This is a genomic window from Mucilaginibacter sp. L196 (assembly GCF_009765905.1).
Taxonomy (GTDB): Bacteria; Bacteroidota; Bacteroidia; order Sphingobacteriales; family Sphingobacteriaceae; genus Mucilaginibacter.
The window spans coordinates 439,628-458,474 of the sequence record NZ_LMUO01000015.1 but is presented as its reverse complement, the minus strand read 5'-3'; the positions used below and the strand labels follow the sequence as shown (position 1 = coordinate 458,474).

Sequence of the window (18,847 nt, the reverse complement as noted above, 5' to 3'; positions counted from 1 at the left end):
GCTAATTAGCGCGCGCGGGTTTTGTTGTAACCCCTTGTTTCCTCAGTTTGCTGATCGGCATTTTTGAATTTTTTGGCAAAATGTTTTTCCATTTCAGCATAAGCCTTTTTGAAAGCTGGTGTCTGCTCGTCGGCTTGTTCTTTTTTATCGCTGTTTAATAGATGCCTTAGTCCCCTGATCAACAAATAAGAAATTCCGCCGTCAAGCAACACGGATAATATTAAAGCTGCGCGGTCGGCGCGGATGCCTTTCGGATCGGTTGCCCGGTGCTGTAATTCGGTTCCATCCGGCAATCGCACATTAAAGCCTTTTTGAAAATCGTCCTTTTGCCAGTCTTTAAGTTTGTACCCATTAATTTTGTCAGGCGCAATAACCAGGCTGGGATCAAAAGAGATAAATTCCCTCGTATCAGGGTCATATTCAAAAACAACTTCTTTTTTCCCTGGCCCAGGAATGATTTTGTCAATACTTAGGGTTTTGCCAGTAATCAATGCCTGTGCTTCATCTTCGTCCAGTAGTGGGGGAATTAGTGGCTGTTTATAAATAGGGTGCAATTTAAAGCTTACCTGGCCATCCGGGTTTCTGTCCAGTGACAATTTAGCATCAAGCTGTTCGATCTGAACGCCGCTTGCATCAAGGTTTTTCAGGCTCATTAAATTCGTTCGCCGACCGGCAAGCAAAGCTTCAACATCTTCCGGGCTTAGGATATAATTCCCGGTCTTATCTACCAGGCTGAGGCTTTCCATTTCCTGCTTGGGTAGTTCATTGACATAAAAAGGATTTTTCATAATTCTATTTTTAGCGTTTTAATTGATAACTATTATTGACCTCTATTTCTGAAATTTCAGAATTCACCGTGTTTAGAGATTCAATGGTTAATACTTCAGGTTTTTGCTGTTTGGCTCCTAACAGATTTTTGTACAACAGATCCTCCCGGCTTAAAATAAATTGCTGCCCGCTGCCGAGATCTTCCATTTTCAGGCGACCGTTTTTTAGGTTTTCATTCACCTTGAAAATCGTCCCGTTATAACTGATATGATCGTTTTCGGTTAAAAGGTGACTGGACACTTTTCTATCGTCGGCAAAAGCAGTTAATTCCATATTTCGTTTTCTTTCGAGGTCAAGCAGGTAGGTATATATCTTTTCTGCATCGGCTGCGGCACTGTGTATTTCAAAAGGATGATCTGTTAAAATACTGATCCAGCTATCAACGTAAGCCGTGTGCTGGCTGGGGTCATGGCCTATTCGCAATTCATCGCCGATTAGCAGGGACGCAATCTCCGCCCGTAATTCTTCCCGTGCATAATCTTTAGTCCCAAACTTGTTTAACAGGCTGCGGTCAAGGCGGCTTTCATGGCCAGTCCAATGTCCGAGTTCGTGAAGTGCGGTCGCATAATATTTGCCCGGCTCATCGAACTGTTGTTTAAGGGGTAAAGTAATATTATCCTTAAAGGGACTGTAAAAAGCGCGATTCCCCGGAATATGCTGAATATCGGCACCGGAACTTTTGATGAGTTGTTCTGCTCTTTGTAGCGGTTCCCAACCAAGCGAAGAAATATCAGGCAAGACCAGTTCGGGGATACCGTCGACCTGCTCAGCATTAAAAACGGCGAAACTGGTAATAATAGGCCGGTCGAGTTTGACCCTGACTTTAACCGTTTCTCCCTTTTCATCTTTAACAACTTTGCCCTGCTCGTCCCTTTTGGTTCGTTCGTCGTACATTTTAATATACTGAATGGCAGTTGATTTCGATCCTTTGCTTACCTGCCAGCCGTTATCTTCAGCTTGCTTATAGGTCATCCAGCGGGGATCGCTCCTGCCGCTCATGATTAGGGATAAAGTATTGATACCCTGATAGCGGTTACCGGTGACGGCATTGTAAGGCAATTGAAAAGCTGGCAGGCCCTTGCTGTTCCAGGGCTTTTGCCAGGGCGCAGTTCCGGCTTTTAAAGCTTCGATCAGTTTTTCAGCTACTTCCACATGAAGCGCCTTTTTTTCAGCGGCCATATTCAGCCTCCTTTCTTTCGTCCCCGTCATCGGGAAATTCATCGGCGTGGTCAACGCCGTAGATCAATGCTTCTTCGGGTGTCAGTTCCAGTTCCTGGCCCTCAGCTATCAGTTGTAATTTTCTTTCCAGCGACCCCAAGTGCCTGTTATGATAATCATAGTTCATGGTGATTTATTTATGGGTTAAGGCGGCCTGGCAAACAAGCCGCATAAAAAAGCCAGTGGGGATAATTCCTGGCCGTGATATTTAATGGAAAAATGCAGGTGTTCCCCGGTAACCCTGCCTGTCGACCCGGTGATCCCGATAGCCTGACCTGCCACTATTTCTTCGTTCGGCAAAACGGAGATTACAGATAGATGCCCATAAATGCTCTCCAAGTCGCCGCTATGGGTGATGATGATATAATTTCCGATGTAGGCGTTGTAGCCAATAATCTTGACAATACCATTGAGTATGCAGAAAACTGTATCGTGGCGGGCGGCAAGGTCAACACCCTGGTGAAATTGAATTTTGCCGGTTATGGGATGTATCCGCCAGCCAAACCGGGAGGTCATGCGCAAACTCTTTAGTGGTAAGCTAAAATTCTGTTGGTCATAATCCATTTGAGGCCATGCTTTTGTTGCTGTTAAAAGCAATAGAAAAATCAGGCAGGTGTATCTTTTCAAAACCATTAGCCCTACAATTAGCGCCCCCGTCCGGGTTCAAAGTCCGGATCGAGGTCGCGATGCACATCAATATAATCTTGTACACTGACCACGGTAGCAAACATCAAATTCGACCTGCTCATAGCTAAATTCAAGGCCTCTTTTCGGTGGTTCAGTTCTCCGGTTGCATCCAAAAGATATAATCCTAAAATATCAATCACATCCTGTCCATCAATTTCCTCATGTAGATGGGCGCGTAACTTGTCAAGTATTTCTGCGCCTGGCACCAGCATTAGCAGGGCATCCGTACTATACAGGCCAATCATCTGATTTTTAAATTTGACCAGCACCTCGTCTTTTTCTACATCCAAATTGTATATGGTGCCCATGTGGCCTTGCATGTGGACTGGGTCATGAGTGAGGGTTGGGTGAACCATGACCACTTTATCAAGTAGTTCATACATAATCTTAATTTTTTGTTAACTAATCAATGTTTGTGAGCAGGCCTCATGGTGCCTTTTGCTGTACCCGCTGGTTGTTGTGGCGGTATTTTCCGGAAGGTCATGGTCATGGCTTGCACTTCATTCGTGATCCTCAAGTAATTGCTCCGCAGTATGTCGTCCTTTTTTCCCTTGAAGTCATAGAATAGCGGTAATTCCTGATAAGCTTTTTCCTCGGCCTTTATGGCATTAAGGTCGAGGTTAATGCGGCAATTGATAGCGGAAGTTTCGTATTTTCCGGTATATTTTTCTACCGCATCCGATGCTAAAAGCCCTACCATTTCCCCGGCTTTTAAGGAAGCTATTTTACCGGCTGGGATCAGCGGTTCGAGTTTCTCATTTAAGGATAGCGATGTTTTATTGCGGTCAATACTCAGGCTTTCGCCGGTTTGTTTAACCTTGCCGAACAACCGCTCCAGCCATTCCAATGTATCTTTATTCCGCACTGATCCTGACAATACATTGCCCATGACCGAGGTAATTGTTTCGGCGGTTTCTTTACCATATTGCTGCCTGAGCATTGGTAACTCCTGCATTCCCAAAAGGACAGATACGCGATTACTTCGTGCCTGGGAAACGCATACATCTACCCGGTGGCAGTATAAACTTGGGCTTTCGTCGACCACAATCCCGACTGGGATATTACCTTTAGAATTGACTTCGCGCAAGATGCAATTCATCACTACAGAATAGCAGGCGGAATTGATACTTTGGGTACTTGGGTCGTTGGCCAGCACCAAAATTCCGGGATGTTTAGGGTCGCTTATTTTTAGGTCAAAATCATCACCGGAGAATACCCAAAAAGTTTCTTTTGTCGCCATACGGCTAATAAAGATCTTCAAGGTGCCGACCTGTCCCTCCAACTGCTCAAAGGCTTTTGCCCGGTAAGCAGTTACGAATGGTGATAGTAATGAGGCCAGTTCTGGCTCTGAAAAGAGCGTGGTAAACACTTCCTCGTAAGGCAGGTTTAAAAAAGCCAGCACATGAGGTAAAGTGGAATATTTACCGTCCTCATATTTACTAAAGAAGTAAATGCAGGCCGCTAAAAAATTGACAGCACTTTGCGTAAAAAATTGGTCGCTGCCACCGCTCTTATCGCCTTTTTTTAATGCTTCTACTAATGCTTCGGCATTTTCGGAGGCATCAGCAAGGGTTTTGAGATACTTCTTGTTAAAAGGGTTAACCCGCCTGCTTTTCTCCGGGTCGTTCAGGTTCACTACATGAAAGGTGTAGCCTTTGCATTTCTGATTTTGTTTAGCAAGCAGGTAATGATAATAGGTTACTTTACCTAAGTCCGGAAATTTCAGATCATATACGCAAAGGGTAAATTGATTAGCCAGCATTTGGCGGATCACCGGCATCACAATTCCAAAGCTTTTGCCCGATCCTGGAACGCCTAAAAGCAAAATTCCGCGGTATAAATTCTCTAAGACCAAAAAACCCCGGTGTACTTTCTTTTTGAAATAAAACAAGGTCGGGATATTTATCGCATTAGTCGCCAGCAAAGGCGTGGTGCGCTGCATAAACGATTCTTCCTCCACGTTCCAGCGGTCTTTGCCAAGCCTGGCGCTGATCATTTTGGAAACGTTATCCATTGAAGTGTGGATCAGAACAGTTCCCGTAAATGCAAAAGCGATATAGGCAATTTCATACCAGTTTAAGCCATAAAAGACAGGCAAACCCGAATGTCCGTAAAACCATAAGCCTCCGAAAAACAACAGTAAACCTGAACCCAAAGGATAAGCGACCGAATTTTTAGGATTAAAATCCTGCTGCTTTTTGCTAAGTGTGCCGACGGATACGAGGCAGATCAGGATCAGGGTAAAAAGCTTGCTGTATAGCGGTTGCTGGTAAATCTTCAGGCGGTGCAGCCGGTCAATAAAAAAAGCCAGGCCTTTGTAGGCATGGCTTTGTAATAATTGGGGGCCGTAGATAAAGCAAAATATTTCGAGTGCTACGGACAAATAGATGGCGGCCTGCAAAAACCTATGCTGGCTTTGCTGCTCTTTGCTTTCTTCCATAAGTAATTTGATTTTTTAAGGTTGTCAGGAGGGCTTCGCCGTTCTTCCATACCCTCATAAATTATCGGCCTTTAGCAGATCGCCATATTTGATTTGCAGCGTTAAGGTTCTACCGGACACCTGCTTTTCAGATAGTTCGACGTTCAGGATTTTATTATCCGGGAACGTGACCTTTTTAAATACATAAATATTATGGTACTCCTTTTTAAAGGAGGGCTGCTGGTAAAGCTGCCATTCAGGTTTTATCTCTAAAGATTGTACGTTGGTCGCCTTGGTGATCTTTTTATCCTCGATCTTAAACCGTAGCTCGTCAATGTCATAGGCAAGGTTGGTTTTGTTCTGAAAAGCCACATCTAAAAAAACGTGGTCGCCAACCGTATATACATGATTAAGGATCGCAATCAGCCCGTATGCCTTTGCTTTCCGAATATCAGATTTTTTACCCCTATGTAAAATATCCATGGCATAGGATTTCATTTCAGGAGTAGTCAGCGTTATGCCCGGAAAGTCAAGCGGCCGGCATTGCTCCGGCTGTATCGCAATAGCTGTGGGTAACTGCTCGCCGTTTGATTTGGTAAATACCAAATGATATTGCGCAATAAAGCTTTCGCCTACGATAGTGATCACACCGAGGCTGGTGCAATCAGTTTGCAGGTGCCGCAAGGAATCCGGCACCAGTTTTATACGCAACAAGGTTTTGACAGGCATATCGCCGATAATACTATGGCTGGAAATGTCTGCATACTGTATGGGTTCAGGCGATAAAAAATGAATGTCTGCCTGACTGCTAATCTCAATTTGCGGCAGCGAATCAATATTGGTTCTACCAGGGCTTTGAGCAAAAAGAATGTTTGCCGCGCCTAACAGGGCGGTTAACAACAAGAATACTTTTTTCATAAATGTTATAGTTTTTATTAGTGGTTACGAAGGGTTTCGGGGTCAATCAAGTAGACAAGCGTATTGTATTTAAGCTTGGCTTTATTCTGCCGTATTAACTTGCTTACGGCGGTGGTTGTCGATTCAAACATGCGCGAAACGACGCTCATGACCATTTGGTTATTGTTATCTGCGGATTGCTGTAAGGTCAGACCCTGGCTGGCATCACTGCCGAGATCTTTTGTAAAATCCCGGAATGCGGATGCCGGAACATACAGACCGGGTAAACCGTCATTATCATAAACGGATAATTTGACAGGCAGCAACTGATCGTCCTCCATAATGGATTTAATGGTTAATAATACCCTTTGCCCGGTAAAGCCGGATATTTCGGCATAGAGATAAGTACCCTGTTTAACCAGGAAATGTCCGGCCATCATATCTTCCAATAGCCGGATGCGCAAACGTGATCCTGCATAACCCGTAATATTCTGATCGACAATGGCGCGGATGAGTCCGTCATGCTGTTCCGGCATGATGGTATTAAAGTCAGCAGTTGAATTGCTGACTTTAGTTACCGGCAGCGTTTTTTCCTGTGGTGTTGCCGCTACCAGCTTTTCCGCTAAAGCTTTTTTCTGCTGCGCCTTATAGTCTGGGTCATGTGATTTGTCCATGCTATCTATGAGCGCCATTTGCTGGCGGAATAATTGCATAGGATCGGCATTCTGCGGGTTGCCATTATTGCTGTTTTGCCTGGGCTGGCTGCGCATTCGGTTAAGTGCCTCTGCCAATGCCTGATCTGATTGGTTATGTTTTGCTGGCTTGGTTGAACCTGCCGATGCATCAGGAAAACCGGAATAATTAGGAGGTGACGACCGCGACCTGTTGCCTTTATACTTAGCGGCAACTGCTTTTTTCAAGGAGTCAAGTTTCCTTTTCTCGGCATCGTTATAGAGATTTGGCGCTGTCGAGGCAGTCGTCGTGTCATCCTGTAACTGGTTGATAGCAGTGTAGCCATCCGCTTTTTTATACTGGTCGCGGTAAGCATCCAGCTTGTCGGATAAGGTGCTTTTCTTAACCTGGTCGGAAACATCCGCCACGTTATCCTGTAGGGTATCCTTTCCTTTGGCAACCGCTTTTGGCTTGCCGAAGCTGCTTTTATAAGTATAGAAAAGTAGCAGGAAGAAAGGCAGCAGGATAAGCGGCAGGACGTACCTGGGGCTTTTAAAATTTACTTTCATGAGTTAATGATTTAGTTATTAATGATTGGGCCTGGATTTTTTAAGCAAGGCGCGCAGGCTTTCCATTTGCATTAGCGCTTGATTCAGGGTCAGGCTGTCGGCATGGGTAAGGGTGTCTTTTTTCAACAGCAGATCAACCTGTTGCTGTGTAGCCCATAAACTTTGTAATGCGCTTGCCGTGCTGATGATCTGGCCAAACCCGGAAGCTGTATTTTGAACCGATGTTTTTACCTGTAGGATTGGCCTTTGCTTCTCCCGCATGACCGTAAAAGCCAATACGCCTGAAAATAGAATGGCGATAACCATAGCGGTAAAAACCTGGCGGGGATATTTTTCCAATAGCTGGCGGCTTTTTGAACCTGCGCGCTCGAAATAAACCCCAAATTCCTTTTTCAGTTCGCTCCCCAATATTTTATCGGGGTCACGGTTGGAAGTTATTTTTCTGAACATTGTCGAGGTCTTTGTTTTCAAGGGTTTTCCATTGGGTAATCAGGACAGCGTTGGGATTATTATCTGAACGCACGTCGAGGTCTTTGAGGTAGCCCTCCGTGACCAGCGAACGGGTAAGGGTGCTGCTTCTGCGGTCAATCTTCTGTTTGCCATAATACCTGAAATATTTGTGCGCCATGTCTAAATAAACCGAGTCCATTGTTATGGTGAGTACGGCGCTTGAGGACAAAATGGAATTGAAAAATCCTTTTTCCTTCAGGTTATTATATTGTAAGGCACCGCTTTCATCGACGAGATACATCGCCTGTTTCATTTGGTATTCGATGTATTTATCATCGGGAGTCAGCGTAAAAAATAGGCTGTGAAACCGGATAATGTCGGAGCGGTATTCGGCTGCACGATTCATCTGCACATCCGTTTGCCTGGCCAGTACCGGGGTACTGTTTGCATCCAAAACATACACGCTTTTCCGGGCAATTGCTACCTGTTTATAGGCAAAAAAACTGACTATACCCACCATTGCCAGGGCGCTTAAAAAGCTTCCTGCGGATAAAAAGGTAGCCAGCCTGATCTTGGATTCAATGTTTTTTATAATCATAATGGGCTTGGAAATAAAAAAAGCCGCCTTGTTGGGGCAGCTTTTTAATGGTTAAAAAAAGGTTATTAAATCTTGGCGATCATACGTGTAACTGTCGCACCGAGGCTGGAAGCACCGCGTCCCATTGTAGAAGCTGCCGAGGTAATACCTGATGTCGACACTATCCAGGTGGATATGCTTGGTACTGTCAACATGGTTAAGCCACCTATCAAAAAGGTTACTATGACCATTCCAAAGGATAAAATACCGTTGGAGGCAAACCAGCCTAACTTTTCCATTGAGTTTCCCGCCGAAGTATCCAGTAATTGCTGGAAACGGGTAATTTCAGCTTCCATGGCAAACTGCTGAAATTGTGTGGCGATATAGAGCACGAGGTAAGCTATTCCGCTGTACAGGTTGACCGATATAAACCGGGCGACCCAGGTGGTGAACGAATCCCGAAAAGCGGGCATAATGCTGACCGCGACAGAAAATGGCCCGAGAATAATCAGTATTGTTGAAAATATGATCTGTATAAAGAATATGATGTAAACACATATTCGTAATATCCAGATAGCACATGTTTCCAACAGAGACGTGACCAGTAGCTGAAGCCCGACCTGCAGCCGGTTCCTTAATTCAATAATCGGGTTCCATATTTGGGCAAATCCGTCTTTGACGGCGGAGGTGACGGATTCCCATGCTTTCCCGTACCAGGTGGTGGCCTCATTGCTGGCAACTTCGGTTTGGGCCTGCATACTCATCAGCGAGTCGGCTACCGTTACCATTAATTGCGCCCGTTGCACCCGGAGGTCGTTTAACTGGGTTTCACTGCCGTTAAACAGGGCGTTGGTTTTGCTTTCGATGACGTCCGTTGGAAAGGCCACTACTTTCGTGAAAGTTCCCCACCAAAGGATTACCATGACTAATCCGAAAGGCCGTAGCAGTGGCATGATCTCCAATTGCTTGTCTCCCGACAAAAAAAAAATAAAAATGGCAGCAAGCGCCTGGGCATCGGCGATGAACGTATCGTACTGCCCCCAAATGCTGGCTTTCATTGCCTGCAAAAAGTGCATGATACCGTCTTCATAAACCCCGTTGCCTTGCAAAAAATTGAAGGTGTCCTTAAACGAATCAGATACGCTGACCGGCTGGACTTGTAATAATATACCGAGCATAAATGAAGAGTTAAAGTTTGTAATTGGCTAATATTTCGTCCGCGATCTGCTGGTCTGATTTATAACCGGACGGGATGGTGACGGGTGTTGTGGCAGGCGATTTTAAACTATTAGCCTTTTCGCTCAACGCGAGGAAAGTACCTGCCTGCTGCTTTTTAGTCGCCCAGGCGGTATTCAGCCGCCGGTATTCCGCCAGCAAACGGTAATAGGTTACTATCCGTGAACCCCGGTCAAGTGTCGTCGTTCGCGCCGTGTTGAGCCTTTCGGCAAGGCTGTGAGATTGTTCGAGGTACCAGCTGTAAGTTCCGCTGCTGACAAGGTAACTTTGCACTTTGGATGATACGCCGCTAAGCAACTGGCTATCCTGCTGGTTGAGCAAATCCTTAAATTCCTTACTGTAATATAAAAGCCACAAAGGATCGGCGGAGGATACCAGTCCTGAATAATTGACGGCTTCAGATACAGCAGTATTACGCAGCGTATCGGCCTGTAATTTATAAGCATTGTCGGTGTTCTGCATGGCGGCAACAAGTGCCAGTCTTTGGGTCTGCGGGCCGGACGGACCGAGCGGACGGAGATCGGTTTTATGATAGTCCGGGAACCATGCCCAGGTCAACCAATACAGTGGGTTGAGCCAAAGAAAACCGTGAGTCGGGGTAAAATCATTTTGATTCCATTGCTTAAAGACCATGCGCTCCTGCTGGTAACGGACTGATTGGTCGTTGACATACATTTGGGCACGGGTGAATTTGCCCAGGCATAGCAATAGCATGGCTATGATGGCTGTTTTTTTAATCATAAGCTTATTGTTTTAGTAATTGATACTGGAGTAATAGCTGGTCGGCCAGGTGGGTGTCCTGATTGATAAATCCCTGGAAAGGATCGGCTGATTTGATTACGCCATTCAGTTTAGCAAAATACATGGTTTTGTAAATACTGTAGGAAAGCGCCCGCATAACCTGCAAATCAAGGATCACCTTGCGCAATAAAAAATCGCGTTTTTCATAATCCATCAATACGTTATCCCCCTCCTTTAAAATAAAGGACGACACTTCGGATACCAGGTTGATGCCCCGCGTTTTCATTTGCTCCGCATTTTGCTGGGCGAATAATAAGAGTAAGGGATCGCCTTTGGCGAGGTCTGTGATCTGGGTGCATTGCGTCGTGATGTCACTGATGATTTCGGCGACCTGCTTAACGGCCAGCCCGTCTTTGAGTGTACCATCAACAGTAGCGAGAGACTGGTGGATCATATCCTGTACCAGTACCACTGAACTAACGTTAAGATTAATATTGTCCAAATCCTGCTTGATTTTACTAAGTGAATTTTGGTGCGTATTCTCTGCGGCTTCCCTCGTCAGGCCGTTCTCGTTAACGATGGCAAAATGCTGGGCATCAAAAATTATGGTTTGTGCGAAAGTTTTCAGGCCGCCTGTTACGAACAGGATTAGGCCGATCAATAATTGTTTTTTCATGATTTTTCATTTAAGGGCTTTGGCGTTCCGCATAATGTCATCTACCAGATTTTTATCCTGGTTGATGAAACTGCCGAACGGGTTGCCCGATTTGGAATGGAGTTGATTGTTAAAATTGATAATAGCGTTTAGCAGACCGCGCGATGCGCCGTCGATGCGGCGCAATTCGCTGACCACATAGCTGAAAAGCATCTTGCGGTCACTGGCCTTCATTTGATTTACGTCGCCAATACTTAAAATCAGCCCGGCGCAATATTCAGTTAAAAGAGTTGCCTGATCAGCAAGGTCAGCTTCAGAATTAACAGCAAGCAGGATCAAAATGGGATTGCCCTCACATTGCGCTATAATTAGTTTTTGTTGGCTGACAATTTCGTTGACCAATGGAGCGGCTTCCAGCCCGATCTCACCTGCATCAATCACCAAGCCGAGTGTATGAAAGCGGCTTTGGATATTGCGGTAGGTCGTTTTCAGGGTGGTCATTTGTGATTTGTTCACGTCCTCGTTGGCTGTTACGGTTGCCTGGTTCGTTCGCGCGGTTGTTTGACGGTCGTGTTCTGACTGGCTTTCGGTAACCAGCTGATCAATCAGTTCCACGTTGGTTTGTGCATAACCCATTTTTACCAGCAGCAACAGGCCGAGGCTTAAATAAACCAGGTTTTTCATTGCTTCAGGGTTTTGGAGTTTTGGATGATGTTATCGCCGATCTGCCGGTCTATATTGATAAACCCGGAGTATGGATTCAGTGATTTCAGGATACCGCGCATTTTGGCATAATACATCGTTCGGTACATGCCATAAGCCACGCCCCTGATAATGGATAATTCGCTGACTATGCGGTTTAGGAGCTTTGCTCTTTCACCGCTATCCATTAAATTGCTCTGCCCGCCTTGTAATATGAAGGTGCTTACCTCGGCTGAAAGAGCGGTCGCCCTGGTCTTAAATTCCGTAGCCCCTTGTTGGGCAAACAGCAATAACACCGGATCACTTTGGGCAAGGGTGGCCGCTTTATTGACGTCGGTTACAATGTCGCTGCTGATCTCGGCAATATCCTTAATGGCCAATAGGTTCGACATGATGGAGGACACCTGACTTAATCCTTTGTAAATATCCTTTTGTAAGGAATTAACAGCGGTTAACTGGCCGGTGACGGCAAGCTGACCGGTTTGGATGAGCGTTAATTTATTAGTAGTAGTATTCAACTGCCCGTTGATGATGCCCGAATGCACCGCCATTGCCGCCGCTGTTGTTGGGTCGACGTAGACTGCCTGGGCTGAAACTTTCGCGGCGCTAATTGCCGCAAGGATGATTACGAAAAATAAAGATTTCATAGTTTTGAGTTTAATGGTTAAGCCGCATTTTGAGTTAGCGGCCCGTGCTTATTCACTTGTTTTACAAAAGCTTCCAGCTTCAGACCTGATGTTTGCAGGTCATTTACAAAGGCGGTTAATGCTGCGGGATAATCATGGAAAATCGCTACGTATTTTTCTACCGCACTTTTCTCCGGCTTTTCGGTGGTATAGGTCAGATACTGGAAGATGGATACCTCTACACCATAAACCTCGCCTGTATTTCCCCTGCGGATATAGACCTCTTTGAATTTTCCCCGGCCATCCTTGTTATCCAACTGGTTGATGGTGAAGATTTTCTTTTGTTCTGTTTCAGACAGGGATAACAATTTGGCGATCTCCTGGTAGTTGTCCTTAAACCGGGATTGATCCAGCAGCATAATAGTGTCTGAATTACTTAATATACTGTCCTTTACTACCGCGTTCCCTAAAATGTCACCGAGCTCCTGGGTAACCACTATTGCCTCTCCCCAAAACTTGCGAACCGTTTTGTACAAGTACAATAGATAACCTGCCATTAATGGCGATGCAATGGCTTTCCATGCTTCCTCCACGATCAGGCATTTGCGATGATCGGAACGGTAACGCATTTTCTGGATGAAAACATCCATAATAATGAGCGTGACAATGGGGAATAAAATGCGGTTTTCCTTTATAGAATCTATTTCGAAGACTATAAACCGCTCGGTAAACAGGGACTGGTCTGCCGCCTCGTTAAGTATGCTTTGAAATTCGCCGCCTTTGGAAAACTTCTTTAACACATAACGAAACTCATCCACATCAAACGGAATGCGTTCTTCCTGCTTGATCTGTGGTATTTTGCTTAGGGCAAAATCATAAAAGGTATTAAAACAAAACGGATAATCTACTTCTCCAAACCCATAGCTATAATAAGCACTGATCACGTTGGAAATCACATCCCTTTCCACCGAAGAAATACTACCCTCGGCACCTTTCCATAACAGGCTGATAAGGGTGACCAAAAAGTCCTTTTTCTCGATATTATATTCCGCTTCCGTGATCTGGAAGGGGTTCATCGTAATGGGCTTTTTATCAGTATAAGTAATGTATTTGCCGTTGTAATAATTGCATAAGCCTGAATAAGAATGCCCGGTATCCACGATCACCACGTCCATGTTATACAGGAGGTATTGCTCAGTCAGGGAATTGATGAAGTACGATTTACCCGAGCCGCTGGGACCTAAACAAAAGCGGTTTCTTGCGCTGATCCTATTTTGCCGCATGGGCAGGTCTGAGGGGTCAATGGCTACTGGTATGCCCTGCCGGTCAGTGAACCTTACCAAAAAATCGGAGGGGTCATCGGTCAGCAGGGCTTCCTTGAAAAAAAAGCAAAGGGCAGCATCGGATGTGGTCAGGAACCAGTCATACTTCTGCAATTCGACCGCGTTACCCGGTAAAACGGAGCGGTAAAGTTCCATTTGATTATAAGCGTTTTTGGATGGGATAATTCCTTGCTGAAACAGGGCGGCCTCGATATAATTTGCCGCCCGGCTTATTTTGTCATCCTGGGCGCAAACCATAATATTGAAATGGGCGTTTACCAGTAACTGGTTATCCCTGGCTACATCGGCCAGTAACTGATCGATGTCTTCGACGCATAGATTATTCGCAGGGTCAGGTACGCCTGAATGGCGCTTGCGTTTCAATTCCAGCTTATTCAGCGTTACCCGTTGCTGCGGAATTTCCAGTACCTGGTTAAAGATGATGCAATCGTAACCGGGCACGGTGTGCAGGAAACTAAAATTGTCCACCGGCAGCGTACTTTTGGTTTGGCCTTCCTGCTTTTCAGTATAGGTAGCGACTTGCTCCGGCAAATCTATCAGGTCGGTATCGATCAGGCTGATACTGCGAATTGTGCGGCCACCCATTTTGAGTTCCTGGTCAAGAGAAAGCAGATTGTCAAGGGTGATCAGGTCACTGGAAAACGACATACCCAATATGCGTTTGACATAATGTTGAATGTCTTTTTCTTCTAATAAGATGGGCTGAAGGCCAGCGCCCGATAACAAGTCGTTTGTTTTAAGCACCGCCTGTTTAAACTCATTAAGTGCTTTGTGATCGAAAACATAAAAAGCATTGCGCTTGATCTGTCGGGTAATAATGATGTAAGTATAAATAGCGGTATATTCCCGTCCCTCGAAATGCTCGTGATATTTCTCCTGCAAAAATTCCGCAGCGGGTTTGCCTTGGTATTGTTTCCGGCAAAAAACATCCTGTTTCTGTATAATATAACCCTCGCCTAAAATCTTAACCAGGTTAAGTAGTAGCCCGTGATAACTGTTGTAGCCGTCCGGGTCGGCTGCATATTGCAGTACCGGATTTTGAATTTTAAAAATAACTGAATAATCGCCGCGCAAACCATATAACAAGCTTAACCCGTTATGATGGTCTATTCCCGCATACGGCAGTTCAAAGGAGTTTTTCTGATGGGATGCCATGGAATTGAAAATTGACGGGGTGAACAAAAACGCCTTTATGGCGTGACTTGGAGTGGAGGCCCCCTTTCTGTTTTTGGAAAGTGTAAAAGAGTCCGCCTGCAATGGTGATGATAGTAACGGCACCGCCTAAATACATGCTGGTTAGTGCGCCAGTTAAGCCACCTGAAACCAATCCAATAACCAGCGAGCTGATTCCCCAGGCAATGAATTTGCCTTTGAAGCCTCGATAAATAAGGGGCTTTTGAAGCCCCTTATAAATTGCGTACTTGCGCATCATACCCCGAAAAAGGCCTTGATGACTACAGAAACCAAAACCAGGAAAAGGCAAGATCCGCCCCAACCCATGATTTCCTTGTTGATGTCCTGATCCCCTGAGTTCCACTTGATGTAAACCCGGACGCCGCCGATAATACCAACTACGGCACCGATGGCGAGGCAAAGTGTCGAAACGGGGTCTACATAACTGGTAAGGGATGAAGTGGCGGCATTGATGCCAGTCGTACCGCCTCCGGTTTGCGCGAATGCGCCCTGTGCTGCCAAAGTTACGGACGCAGCTACTGCTAACAGTTTCTTGTTTTTTACTGTCATAAAACTTAAAAAATAAAAGGGTGAATAAAAAAATGATGGATTGTTAAATCCCGTAAAGGGCTTTGATGAAGATGCCTGCGAGTATCAAAAACAGGCAGGAACCGAACCAGCCGATAACCTGGGCATCAATCGGATGATGGTGCCGATGGCCTCTAATCTGCCAGTTGGTGTAGACCCGCAAACCGCCGATGATACCAGTTAGCGCACCGATTACCAGTACCAAATCTGAAAGGCTGAAATACACACTGTGGAGTTGCTGCGTTGCCTGGTTAAAATCATCGATACCGGGCGGGTCTTGGGCGTACGCCTTAAAAGTGAAGGCAAAAAAAAAGACAGCGAGTGCTGTCTTTAAAATCAATGATTGATTTTTCATGTCAATAGGGTATTGCCTTGGTGTATTGCAGCAGACCTGCCTGTGCGACCTTGATCAGTTCTTTTAGGCTGACCGCACCTGTTGATTCTAATACAGGTGAAGGATAAGTTGGTGCAGTTTCCTCTGCCCCCTGTCGGAGTGCCGTAGCAGGGTTTACCACCTGCTCAGGCTCGTCATCATAGACAATAATTTCGGGCTGGGACTCTTCGGAAAAAAACAGGATATCCTGATCAGTTTCTCCGCCGGGTGCTTTCTGTTTCAGGTATAGGTCGGCTAAAATGTTGACGGCGTAATAGCCCAGGTAAATGCCAATGAGCAATAGTATAAAATGGTTCCAGTTCATAATTCAATGGTTTGCAGGGATGCTTTGATGTAATTAATTAATTCGGGGCGCTCTTTAAAAAAGCTGTCGAGGCTGTAAGCGATCAATTTGTTCATGTCGATGCTTTTAGTCACTTTAAGTTGCTTGAGCATAAAGACCGTGCGGCCATCCAACCGGATCAATAGTTTTTCATTTCCGGTTAATTCGTAGGCGGTCAGTTCGGCAAATAAGGTTTCCAGCTCTACTGGCGGTTTTTCGGGTGGCGGCTTACCGGCTTTCTTCTTGAGGGGTTTATCCTGATTGTTAGCGTTGGGTTGACTTTGCTTTTCCGTTTCGGGTTCTTCGATGCCGGGTTGCTGGCGCATTTTTTCCCTCAGTTCGTCGGCTAATGATCGTATTTTAGTCATATGGCCTCCTTTTTAAACAGGTATTGTTCATAGATAAAATTGAGTGTCGGCAATACAACCGGATACAGGATCAACGGGGTTTGAAAAGTGCTGATGCGCTGGAAGTCAATCCTGTCGGGAAGGCTTGGAATGATGGGGCCAAATTGACGTATCACCTTTTCCACCTCGGCTTGGGTTTCATATTTAACTGTTTGTTTGATCCGGTTAGGAATAAAGATCATTGGAGCATGGTTATTGATCCGGCGCACCACCATGGCAAAAAGGATGGTTGAGTCCACCGTAAACTCGTCATAAGCAAAAGGGCATATGATAAAGTCGGCTGCGGCGATTGCAGGGATCAGGCCATCGTCATCCATCTTGCCCGGCATGTCTAAAATGGCGATATCCTTTTTCTTTTTGCTGATGACCTGTAGCAGATCCGGGAATTGTTTCAGGTCGGTGGGCACCACGTCATAAAGTGGTTCATTCTCCAGTATTTTTGCTTTTTCTGCTTTGGCCGCGATAGATTGCTGGTAATCCATGTCCAATATAGTAACTGGATGCTGATGGATAGTGGTAAGGTAATTCGCCAGCAGCAGCGTGAGCGTACTTTTCCCTGCGCCACCTTTTTGGTTGCCTATAAGAATGATCATAAAATAAGTTTTAAGGGTTATCGTGTATTGGTTCTCGCCTTGCGTTTTCTTTTGCGGTTCCGGCCATTGATCTGCTCGTCGTCAATATCATCGGATATATCAATTCGCAATGAAGGGACGTATATGCCTGGGGCTTGAAATCCTGTAAATTCGGTGTGATAATTTTCCATGTCATCGGCATACCAATTCTCCGATTCGTCGCTATTAATTTGAGGGGGTTCAAAATCTTCGGATTCAAAAAATTCGGATTTCTCAACAGGTTTATTTATGGTGGTATGATTGGCTTGTTCAGGTGCCGGTTTGATAAACTCGGCTAATGGCATCAGGTCACCGCCTTTATACACGGCTTTTTTCGCATGGTCAATTACCGTATATCCATAGGGTTGTTTACCGTCTTTGGCATGGAAGAAGATTTGAAGGCCAAAATCTCTTTGCAGCATTCCGGCCAATTCGGAATTATAGCCGGTCGTTTTTCCTTCGCCGCCTCCTGCCAGTTTACTGGTTTCCGGAAAAAGTGCAGGGTTAAAATTAGGTCGGTATTTTTCAATGATAGCTCGCAATTGCTCTAATCGCTTTTTGTTTTGCTGGTGATCGGCAATGCGTTCATCAACTTTTTCAACGGGCAGGCTATCCAGTTTTTTACCGAATTTGAAAATTTGATAAACACCATCTTTTAGATTCAGGGTATATCCTTTTAGTTCCAGCAGCATCATGAATTGCGCCCTTGAACTGAAATTGTAGGTTAGAGCATGGTTTTTATCTTTTTGTACCTGCAAATTTTCATCGAGGCCCATAACCTCATTCAATACCTGATAGCCCTTAACCCTTTCGTAACTATCTTTTACCTTTTTACCATCTCTGCCTATGCGAGTGGATACCAGGTGTACGTGGTTATTTTGAGTGTCTTTATGAAAAATAATCAAATAAGGATGGCTGCCATAACCCATTCCCTCTAACCATTTTTCTGAAATGGCAGTTAACTCTGATTTGGTGTGATCCCTGCCTTTCGTTGAAATGGTAACATGCAGCTGCGGGTAAACTATACGTTTATTCTTATCGGTTACAGCCTCCAGGTAATTGACATAATCTTCTGCGCGTGGGTTAGAAAGTCCTGCTAATGCACCGAAATTTTTTACCTCCATCAATTCACCTTTATCCAGCAGCATTTTGGCAAAACTGTAGCCGACACCCTTAAAAGAAGATGCAGGTCTTAAAAACTTAACGATCATATCAGCCCCGGATTAAACGTATAATTTGCCGGAGCGATTTTTCGGTATCGTTACGGATTCGGGCATATTCCCGGAAAAGCAGGTTAAACTCCTTCACCACCATCTCATCAAGCCTTCCCCGCTTGTTCAGGATATTTGCATGCCTGGCCAGCTGGTTAATGTTATTTCCTGCCCGGCCTAATTCAGCGCCCATTACGTCCAGGCGATTTAAAACTTCACGGGCATTAACCAATTGTTTATGCTGGCTGCCTAATAGGCGGTGCCGGATTAGGTCGGTATGATTCATACCGAGTTCCTTTTCTAAAGCAACAAGCTTGTTGTATTCATCCTCGGTCAGCCTCGCCCGGATGAAGCGTTCCTTTTTTCCTTGCTGTAATTCCGGTCGCCCCGGTTTTTTAAAAGGCTTGCGTGGTTGATCCATCGGCTTATTTTTTTAAAAGGAAAACCAAGTTGCGCAGGTTTTCCCATCCCATGGCGCTTTGCGGCAATGGGCAAGTAAGTTTTTGTGACACAAAAACACA

General features: G+C 45.2%; 24 protein-coding genes. All 24 read right to left on the bottom strand.

Annotated features, from left to right (window positions below):
• Window positions 1-5 precede the first annotated feature (5 nt).
• On the bottom strand, window positions 6-788 hold the full coding sequence (locus GSQ74_RS13010; protein ID WP_158993936.1) for a DUF4099 domain-containing protein: 783 nt from the start codon (window positions 786-788) through the stop codon (window positions 6-8).
• 10 nt (window positions 789-798) lie between these two features.
• Window positions 799-2,007, bottom strand: a complete 1,209-nt coding sequence (locus tag GSQ74_RS13005) for an ArdC family protein (protein ID WP_158993934.1) — start codon at window positions 2,005-2,007, stop codon at window positions 799-801.
• Window positions 1,997-2,173 (bottom strand): hypothetical protein, encoded by a 177-nt coding sequence (locus GSQ74_RS13000; protein WP_158993932.1) that lies wholly within the window; start codon window positions 2,171-2,173, stop codon window positions 1,997-1,999. Before GSQ74_RS13000 ends, GSQ74_RS13005 begins: the two co-directional genes overlap by 11 nt.
• A gap of 17 nt (window positions 2,174-2,190) precedes the next feature.
• The gene (locus tag GSQ74_RS12995; RefSeq protein ID WP_158993930.1) at window positions 2,191-2,679 is read right to left on the bottom strand and encodes a M23 family metallopeptidase; all 489 of its coding nucleotides are present in this window, start codon (window positions 2,677-2,679) and stop codon (window positions 2,191-2,193) included.
• A gap of 11 nt (window positions 2,680-2,690) precedes the next feature.
• Complete coding sequence (locus GSQ74_RS12990; RefSeq protein WP_216846732.1) at window positions 2,691-3,053, bottom strand: hypothetical protein; 363 nt, start codon at window positions 3,051-3,053, stop codon at window positions 2,691-2,693.
• A gap of 86 nt (window positions 3,054-3,139) precedes the next feature.
• Window positions 3,140-5,173, bottom strand: a complete 2,034-nt coding sequence (locus GSQ74_RS12985) for a TraM recognition domain-containing protein (RefSeq protein WP_158993926.1) — start codon at window positions 5,171-5,173, stop codon at window positions 3,140-3,142.
• Window positions 5,174-5,227: 54 nt separating this feature from the next.
• A complete protein-coding gene (gene traN / locus GSQ74_RS12980; protein ID WP_158993924.1) occupies window positions 5,228-6,070 on the bottom strand; it encodes a conjugative transposon protein TraN in 843 nt (280 codons plus the stop codon).
• A gap of 17 nt (window positions 6,071-6,087) precedes the next feature.
• Window positions 6,088-7,290, bottom strand: coding sequence for a conjugative transposon protein TraM (gene traM / locus GSQ74_RS12975; protein WP_158993922.1), 1,203 nt, complete (start codon window positions 7,288-7,290; stop codon window positions 6,088-6,090).
• 18 nt (window positions 7,291-7,308) lie between these two features.
• On the bottom strand, window positions 7,309-7,740 hold the full coding sequence (locus GSQ74_RS12970; RefSeq protein WP_158993920.1) for a hypothetical protein: 432 nt from the start codon (window positions 7,738-7,740) through the stop codon (window positions 7,309-7,311).
• Window positions 7,712-8,338 (bottom strand): conjugative transposon protein TraK, encoded by a 627-nt coding sequence (gene traK / locus GSQ74_RS12965; RefSeq protein WP_158993918.1) that lies wholly within the window; start codon window positions 8,336-8,338, stop codon window positions 7,712-7,714. Before traK ends, GSQ74_RS12970 begins: the two co-directional genes overlap by 29 nt.
• Before the next feature lie 65 nt (window positions 8,339-8,403).
• On the bottom strand, window positions 8,404-9,495 hold the full coding sequence (locus GSQ74_RS12960) for a plasmid transfer protein (protein WP_158993916.1): 1,092 nt from the start codon (window positions 9,493-9,495) through the stop codon (window positions 8,404-8,406).
• 10 nt (window positions 9,496-9,505) lie between these two features.
• A complete protein-coding gene (locus tag GSQ74_RS12955; protein WP_158993914.1) occupies window positions 9,506-10,294 on the bottom strand; it encodes a hypothetical protein in 789 nt (262 codons plus the stop codon).
• A gap of 4 nt (window positions 10,295-10,298) precedes the next feature.
• Window positions 10,299-10,970 carry a hypothetical protein gene (locus tag GSQ74_RS12950; protein ID WP_158993912.1) on the bottom strand — a complete coding sequence of 224 codons (672 nt, stop codon included), beginning with the start codon at window positions 10,968-10,970 and terminating at the stop codon, window positions 10,299-10,301.
• Between the two features lie 6 nt (window positions 10,971-10,976).
• A complete protein-coding gene (locus GSQ74_RS12945; RefSeq protein WP_158993910.1) occupies window positions 10,977-11,633 on the bottom strand; it encodes a hypothetical protein in 657 nt (218 codons plus the stop codon).
• Window positions 11,630-12,298, bottom strand: a complete 669-nt coding sequence (locus GSQ74_RS12940) for a hypothetical protein (protein WP_158993908.1) — start codon at window positions 12,296-12,298, stop codon at window positions 11,630-11,632. Before GSQ74_RS12940 ends, GSQ74_RS12945 begins: the two co-directional genes overlap by 4 nt.
• Before the next feature lie 17 nt (window positions 12,299-12,315).
• A complete protein-coding gene (locus GSQ74_RS12935) occupies window positions 12,316-14,775 on the bottom strand; it encodes a TraG family conjugative transposon ATPase (protein ID WP_158993906.1) in 2,460 nt (819 codons plus the stop codon).
• Complete coding sequence (locus GSQ74_RS12930; protein WP_158993904.1) at window positions 14,747-15,052, bottom strand: DUF4133 domain-containing protein; 306 nt, start codon at window positions 15,050-15,052, stop codon at window positions 14,747-14,749. The genes GSQ74_RS12935 and GSQ74_RS12930 overlap by 29 nt, the downstream gene beginning before the upstream one ends.
• Window positions 15,049-15,363, bottom strand: coding sequence for a DUF4134 domain-containing protein (locus GSQ74_RS12925; protein WP_158993902.1), 315 nt, complete (start codon window positions 15,361-15,363; stop codon window positions 15,049-15,051). Before GSQ74_RS12925 ends, GSQ74_RS12930 begins: the two co-directional genes overlap by 4 nt.
• A 43-nt stretch (window positions 15,364-15,406) precedes the next feature.
• Window positions 15,407-15,736, bottom strand: coding sequence for a DUF4134 family protein (locus GSQ74_RS12920; protein ID WP_158993900.1), 330 nt, complete (start codon window positions 15,734-15,736; stop codon window positions 15,407-15,409).
• Window position 15,737: 1 nt separating this feature from the next.
• Window positions 15,738-16,079, bottom strand: coding sequence for a hypothetical protein (locus GSQ74_RS12915; RefSeq protein ID WP_158993898.1), 342 nt, complete (start codon window positions 16,077-16,079; stop codon window positions 15,738-15,740).
• On the bottom strand, window positions 16,076-16,465 hold the full coding sequence (locus GSQ74_RS12910) for a hypothetical protein (protein ID WP_158993896.1): 390 nt from the start codon (window positions 16,463-16,465) through the stop codon (window positions 16,076-16,078). The genes GSQ74_RS12915 and GSQ74_RS12910 overlap by 4 nt, the downstream gene beginning before the upstream one ends.
• The gene (locus tag GSQ74_RS12905) at window positions 16,462-17,097 is read right to left on the bottom strand and encodes a ParA family protein (protein WP_158993894.1); all 636 of its coding nucleotides are present in this window, start codon (window positions 17,095-17,097) and stop codon (window positions 16,462-16,464) included. The genes GSQ74_RS12910 and GSQ74_RS12905 overlap by 4 nt, the downstream gene beginning before the upstream one ends.
• 17 nt (window positions 17,098-17,114) lie before the next feature.
• Window positions 17,115-18,326 carry a relaxase/mobilization nuclease domain-containing protein gene (locus tag GSQ74_RS12900; protein WP_158993892.1) on the bottom strand — a complete coding sequence of 404 codons (1,212 nt, stop codon included), beginning with the start codon at window positions 18,324-18,326 and terminating at the stop codon, window positions 17,115-17,117.
• 1 nt (window position 18,327) lies between these two features.
• The gene (mobC, locus tag GSQ74_RS12895) at window positions 18,328-18,747 is read right to left on the bottom strand and encodes a plasmid mobilization relaxosome protein MobC (protein WP_158993890.1); all 420 of its coding nucleotides are present in this window, start codon (window positions 18,745-18,747) and stop codon (window positions 18,328-18,330) included.
• Window positions 18,748-18,847: the final 100 nt, after the last annotated feature.

What these genes read in the sequence shown, in the direction of transcription:
- GSQ74_RS12960 (WP_158993916.1), bottom strand. Translation starts at nt 9,495, where the DNA reads ATGCTCGGTATATTATTACAAGTCCAGCCGGTCAGCGTATCTGATTCG.
- GSQ74_RS12920 (WP_158993900.1), bottom strand. Translation starts at nt 15,736, where the DNA reads ATGAAAAATCAATCATTGATTTTAAAGACAGCACTCGCTGTCTTTTTT.
- GSQ74_RS12910 (WP_158993896.1), bottom strand. Translation starts at nt 16,465, where the DNA reads ATGACTAAAATACGATCATTAGCCGACGAACTGAGGGAAAAAATGCGC.
- GSQ74_RS12945 (WP_158993910.1), bottom strand. Translation starts at nt 11,633, where the DNA reads ATGAAAAACCTGGTTTATTTAAGCCTCGGCCTGTTGCTGCTGGTAAAA.
- GSQ74_RS12930 (WP_158993904.1), bottom strand. Translation starts at nt 15,052, where the DNA reads ATGATGCGCAAGTACGCAATTTATAAGGGGCTTCAAAAGCCCCTTATT.
- GSQ74_RS13010 (WP_158993936.1), bottom strand. Translation starts at nt 788, where the DNA reads ATGAAAAATCCTTTTTATGTCAATGAACTACCCAAGCAGGAAATGGAA.
- GSQ74_RS13005 (WP_158993934.1), bottom strand. Translation starts at nt 2,007, where the DNA reads ATGGCCGCTGAAAAAAAGGCGCTTCATGTGGAAGTAGCTGAAAAACTG.
- GSQ74_RS13000 (WP_158993932.1), bottom strand. Translation starts at nt 2,173, where the DNA reads ATGAACTATGATTATCATAACAGGCACTTGGGGTCGCTGGAAAGAAAA.
- GSQ74_RS12905 (WP_158993894.1), bottom strand. Translation starts at nt 17,097, where the DNA reads ATGATCATTCTTATAGGCAACCAAAAAGGTGGCGCAGGGAAAAGTACG.
- GSQ74_RS12925 (WP_158993902.1), bottom strand. Translation starts at nt 15,363, where the DNA reads ATGACAGTAAAAAACAAGAAACTGTTAGCAGTAGCTGCGTCCGTAACT.
- GSQ74_RS12985 (WP_158993926.1), bottom strand. Translation starts at nt 5,173, where the DNA reads ATGGAAGAAAGCAAAGAGCAGCAAAGCCAGCATAGGTTTTTGCAGGCC.
- GSQ74_RS12935 (WP_158993906.1), bottom strand. Translation starts at nt 14,775, where the DNA reads ATGGCATCCCATCAGAAAAACTCCTTTGAACTGCCGTATGCGGGAATA.
- GSQ74_RS12955 (WP_158993914.1), bottom strand. Translation starts at nt 10,294, where the DNA reads ATGATTAAAAAAACAGCCATCATAGCCATGCTATTGCTATGCCTGGGC.
- GSQ74_RS12940 (WP_158993908.1), bottom strand. Translation starts at nt 12,298, where the DNA reads ATGAAATCTTTATTTTTCGTAATCATCCTTGCGGCAATTAGCGCCGCG.
- GSQ74_RS12990 (WP_216846732.1), bottom strand. Translation starts at nt 3,053, where the DNA reads ATGCAAGGCCACATGGGCACCATATACAATTTGGATGTAGAAAAAGAC.
- GSQ74_RS12900 (WP_158993892.1), bottom strand. Translation starts at nt 18,326, where the DNA reads ATGATCGTTAAGTTTTTAAGACCTGCATCTTCTTTTAAGGGTGTCGGC.
- GSQ74_RS12915 (WP_158993898.1), bottom strand. Translation starts at nt 16,079, where the DNA reads ATGAACTGGAACCATTTTATACTATTGCTCATTGGCATTTACCTGGGC.
- traK (WP_158993918.1), bottom strand. Translation starts at nt 8,338, where the DNA reads ATGATTATAAAAAACATTGAATCCAAGATCAGGCTGGCTACCTTTTTA.
- traM (WP_158993922.1), bottom strand. Translation starts at nt 7,290, where the DNA reads ATGAAAGTAAATTTTAAAAGCCCCAGGTACGTCCTGCCGCTTATCCTG.
- mobC (WP_158993890.1), bottom strand. Translation starts at nt 18,747, where the DNA reads ATGGATCAACCACGCAAGCCTTTTAAAAAACCGGGGCGACCGGAATTA.
- GSQ74_RS12970 (WP_158993920.1), bottom strand. Translation starts at nt 7,740, where the DNA reads ATGTTCAGAAAAATAACTTCCAACCGTGACCCCGATAAAATATTGGGG.
- traN (WP_158993924.1), bottom strand. Translation starts at nt 6,070, where the DNA reads ATGAAAAAAGTATTCTTGTTGTTAACCGCCCTGTTAGGCGCGGCAAAC.
- GSQ74_RS12995 (WP_158993930.1), bottom strand. Translation starts at nt 2,679, where the DNA reads ATGGTTTTGAAAAGATACACCTGCCTGATTTTTCTATTGCTTTTAACA.
- GSQ74_RS12950 (WP_158993912.1), bottom strand. Translation starts at nt 10,970, where the DNA reads ATGAAAAAACAATTATTGATCGGCCTAATCCTGTTCGTAACAGGCGGC.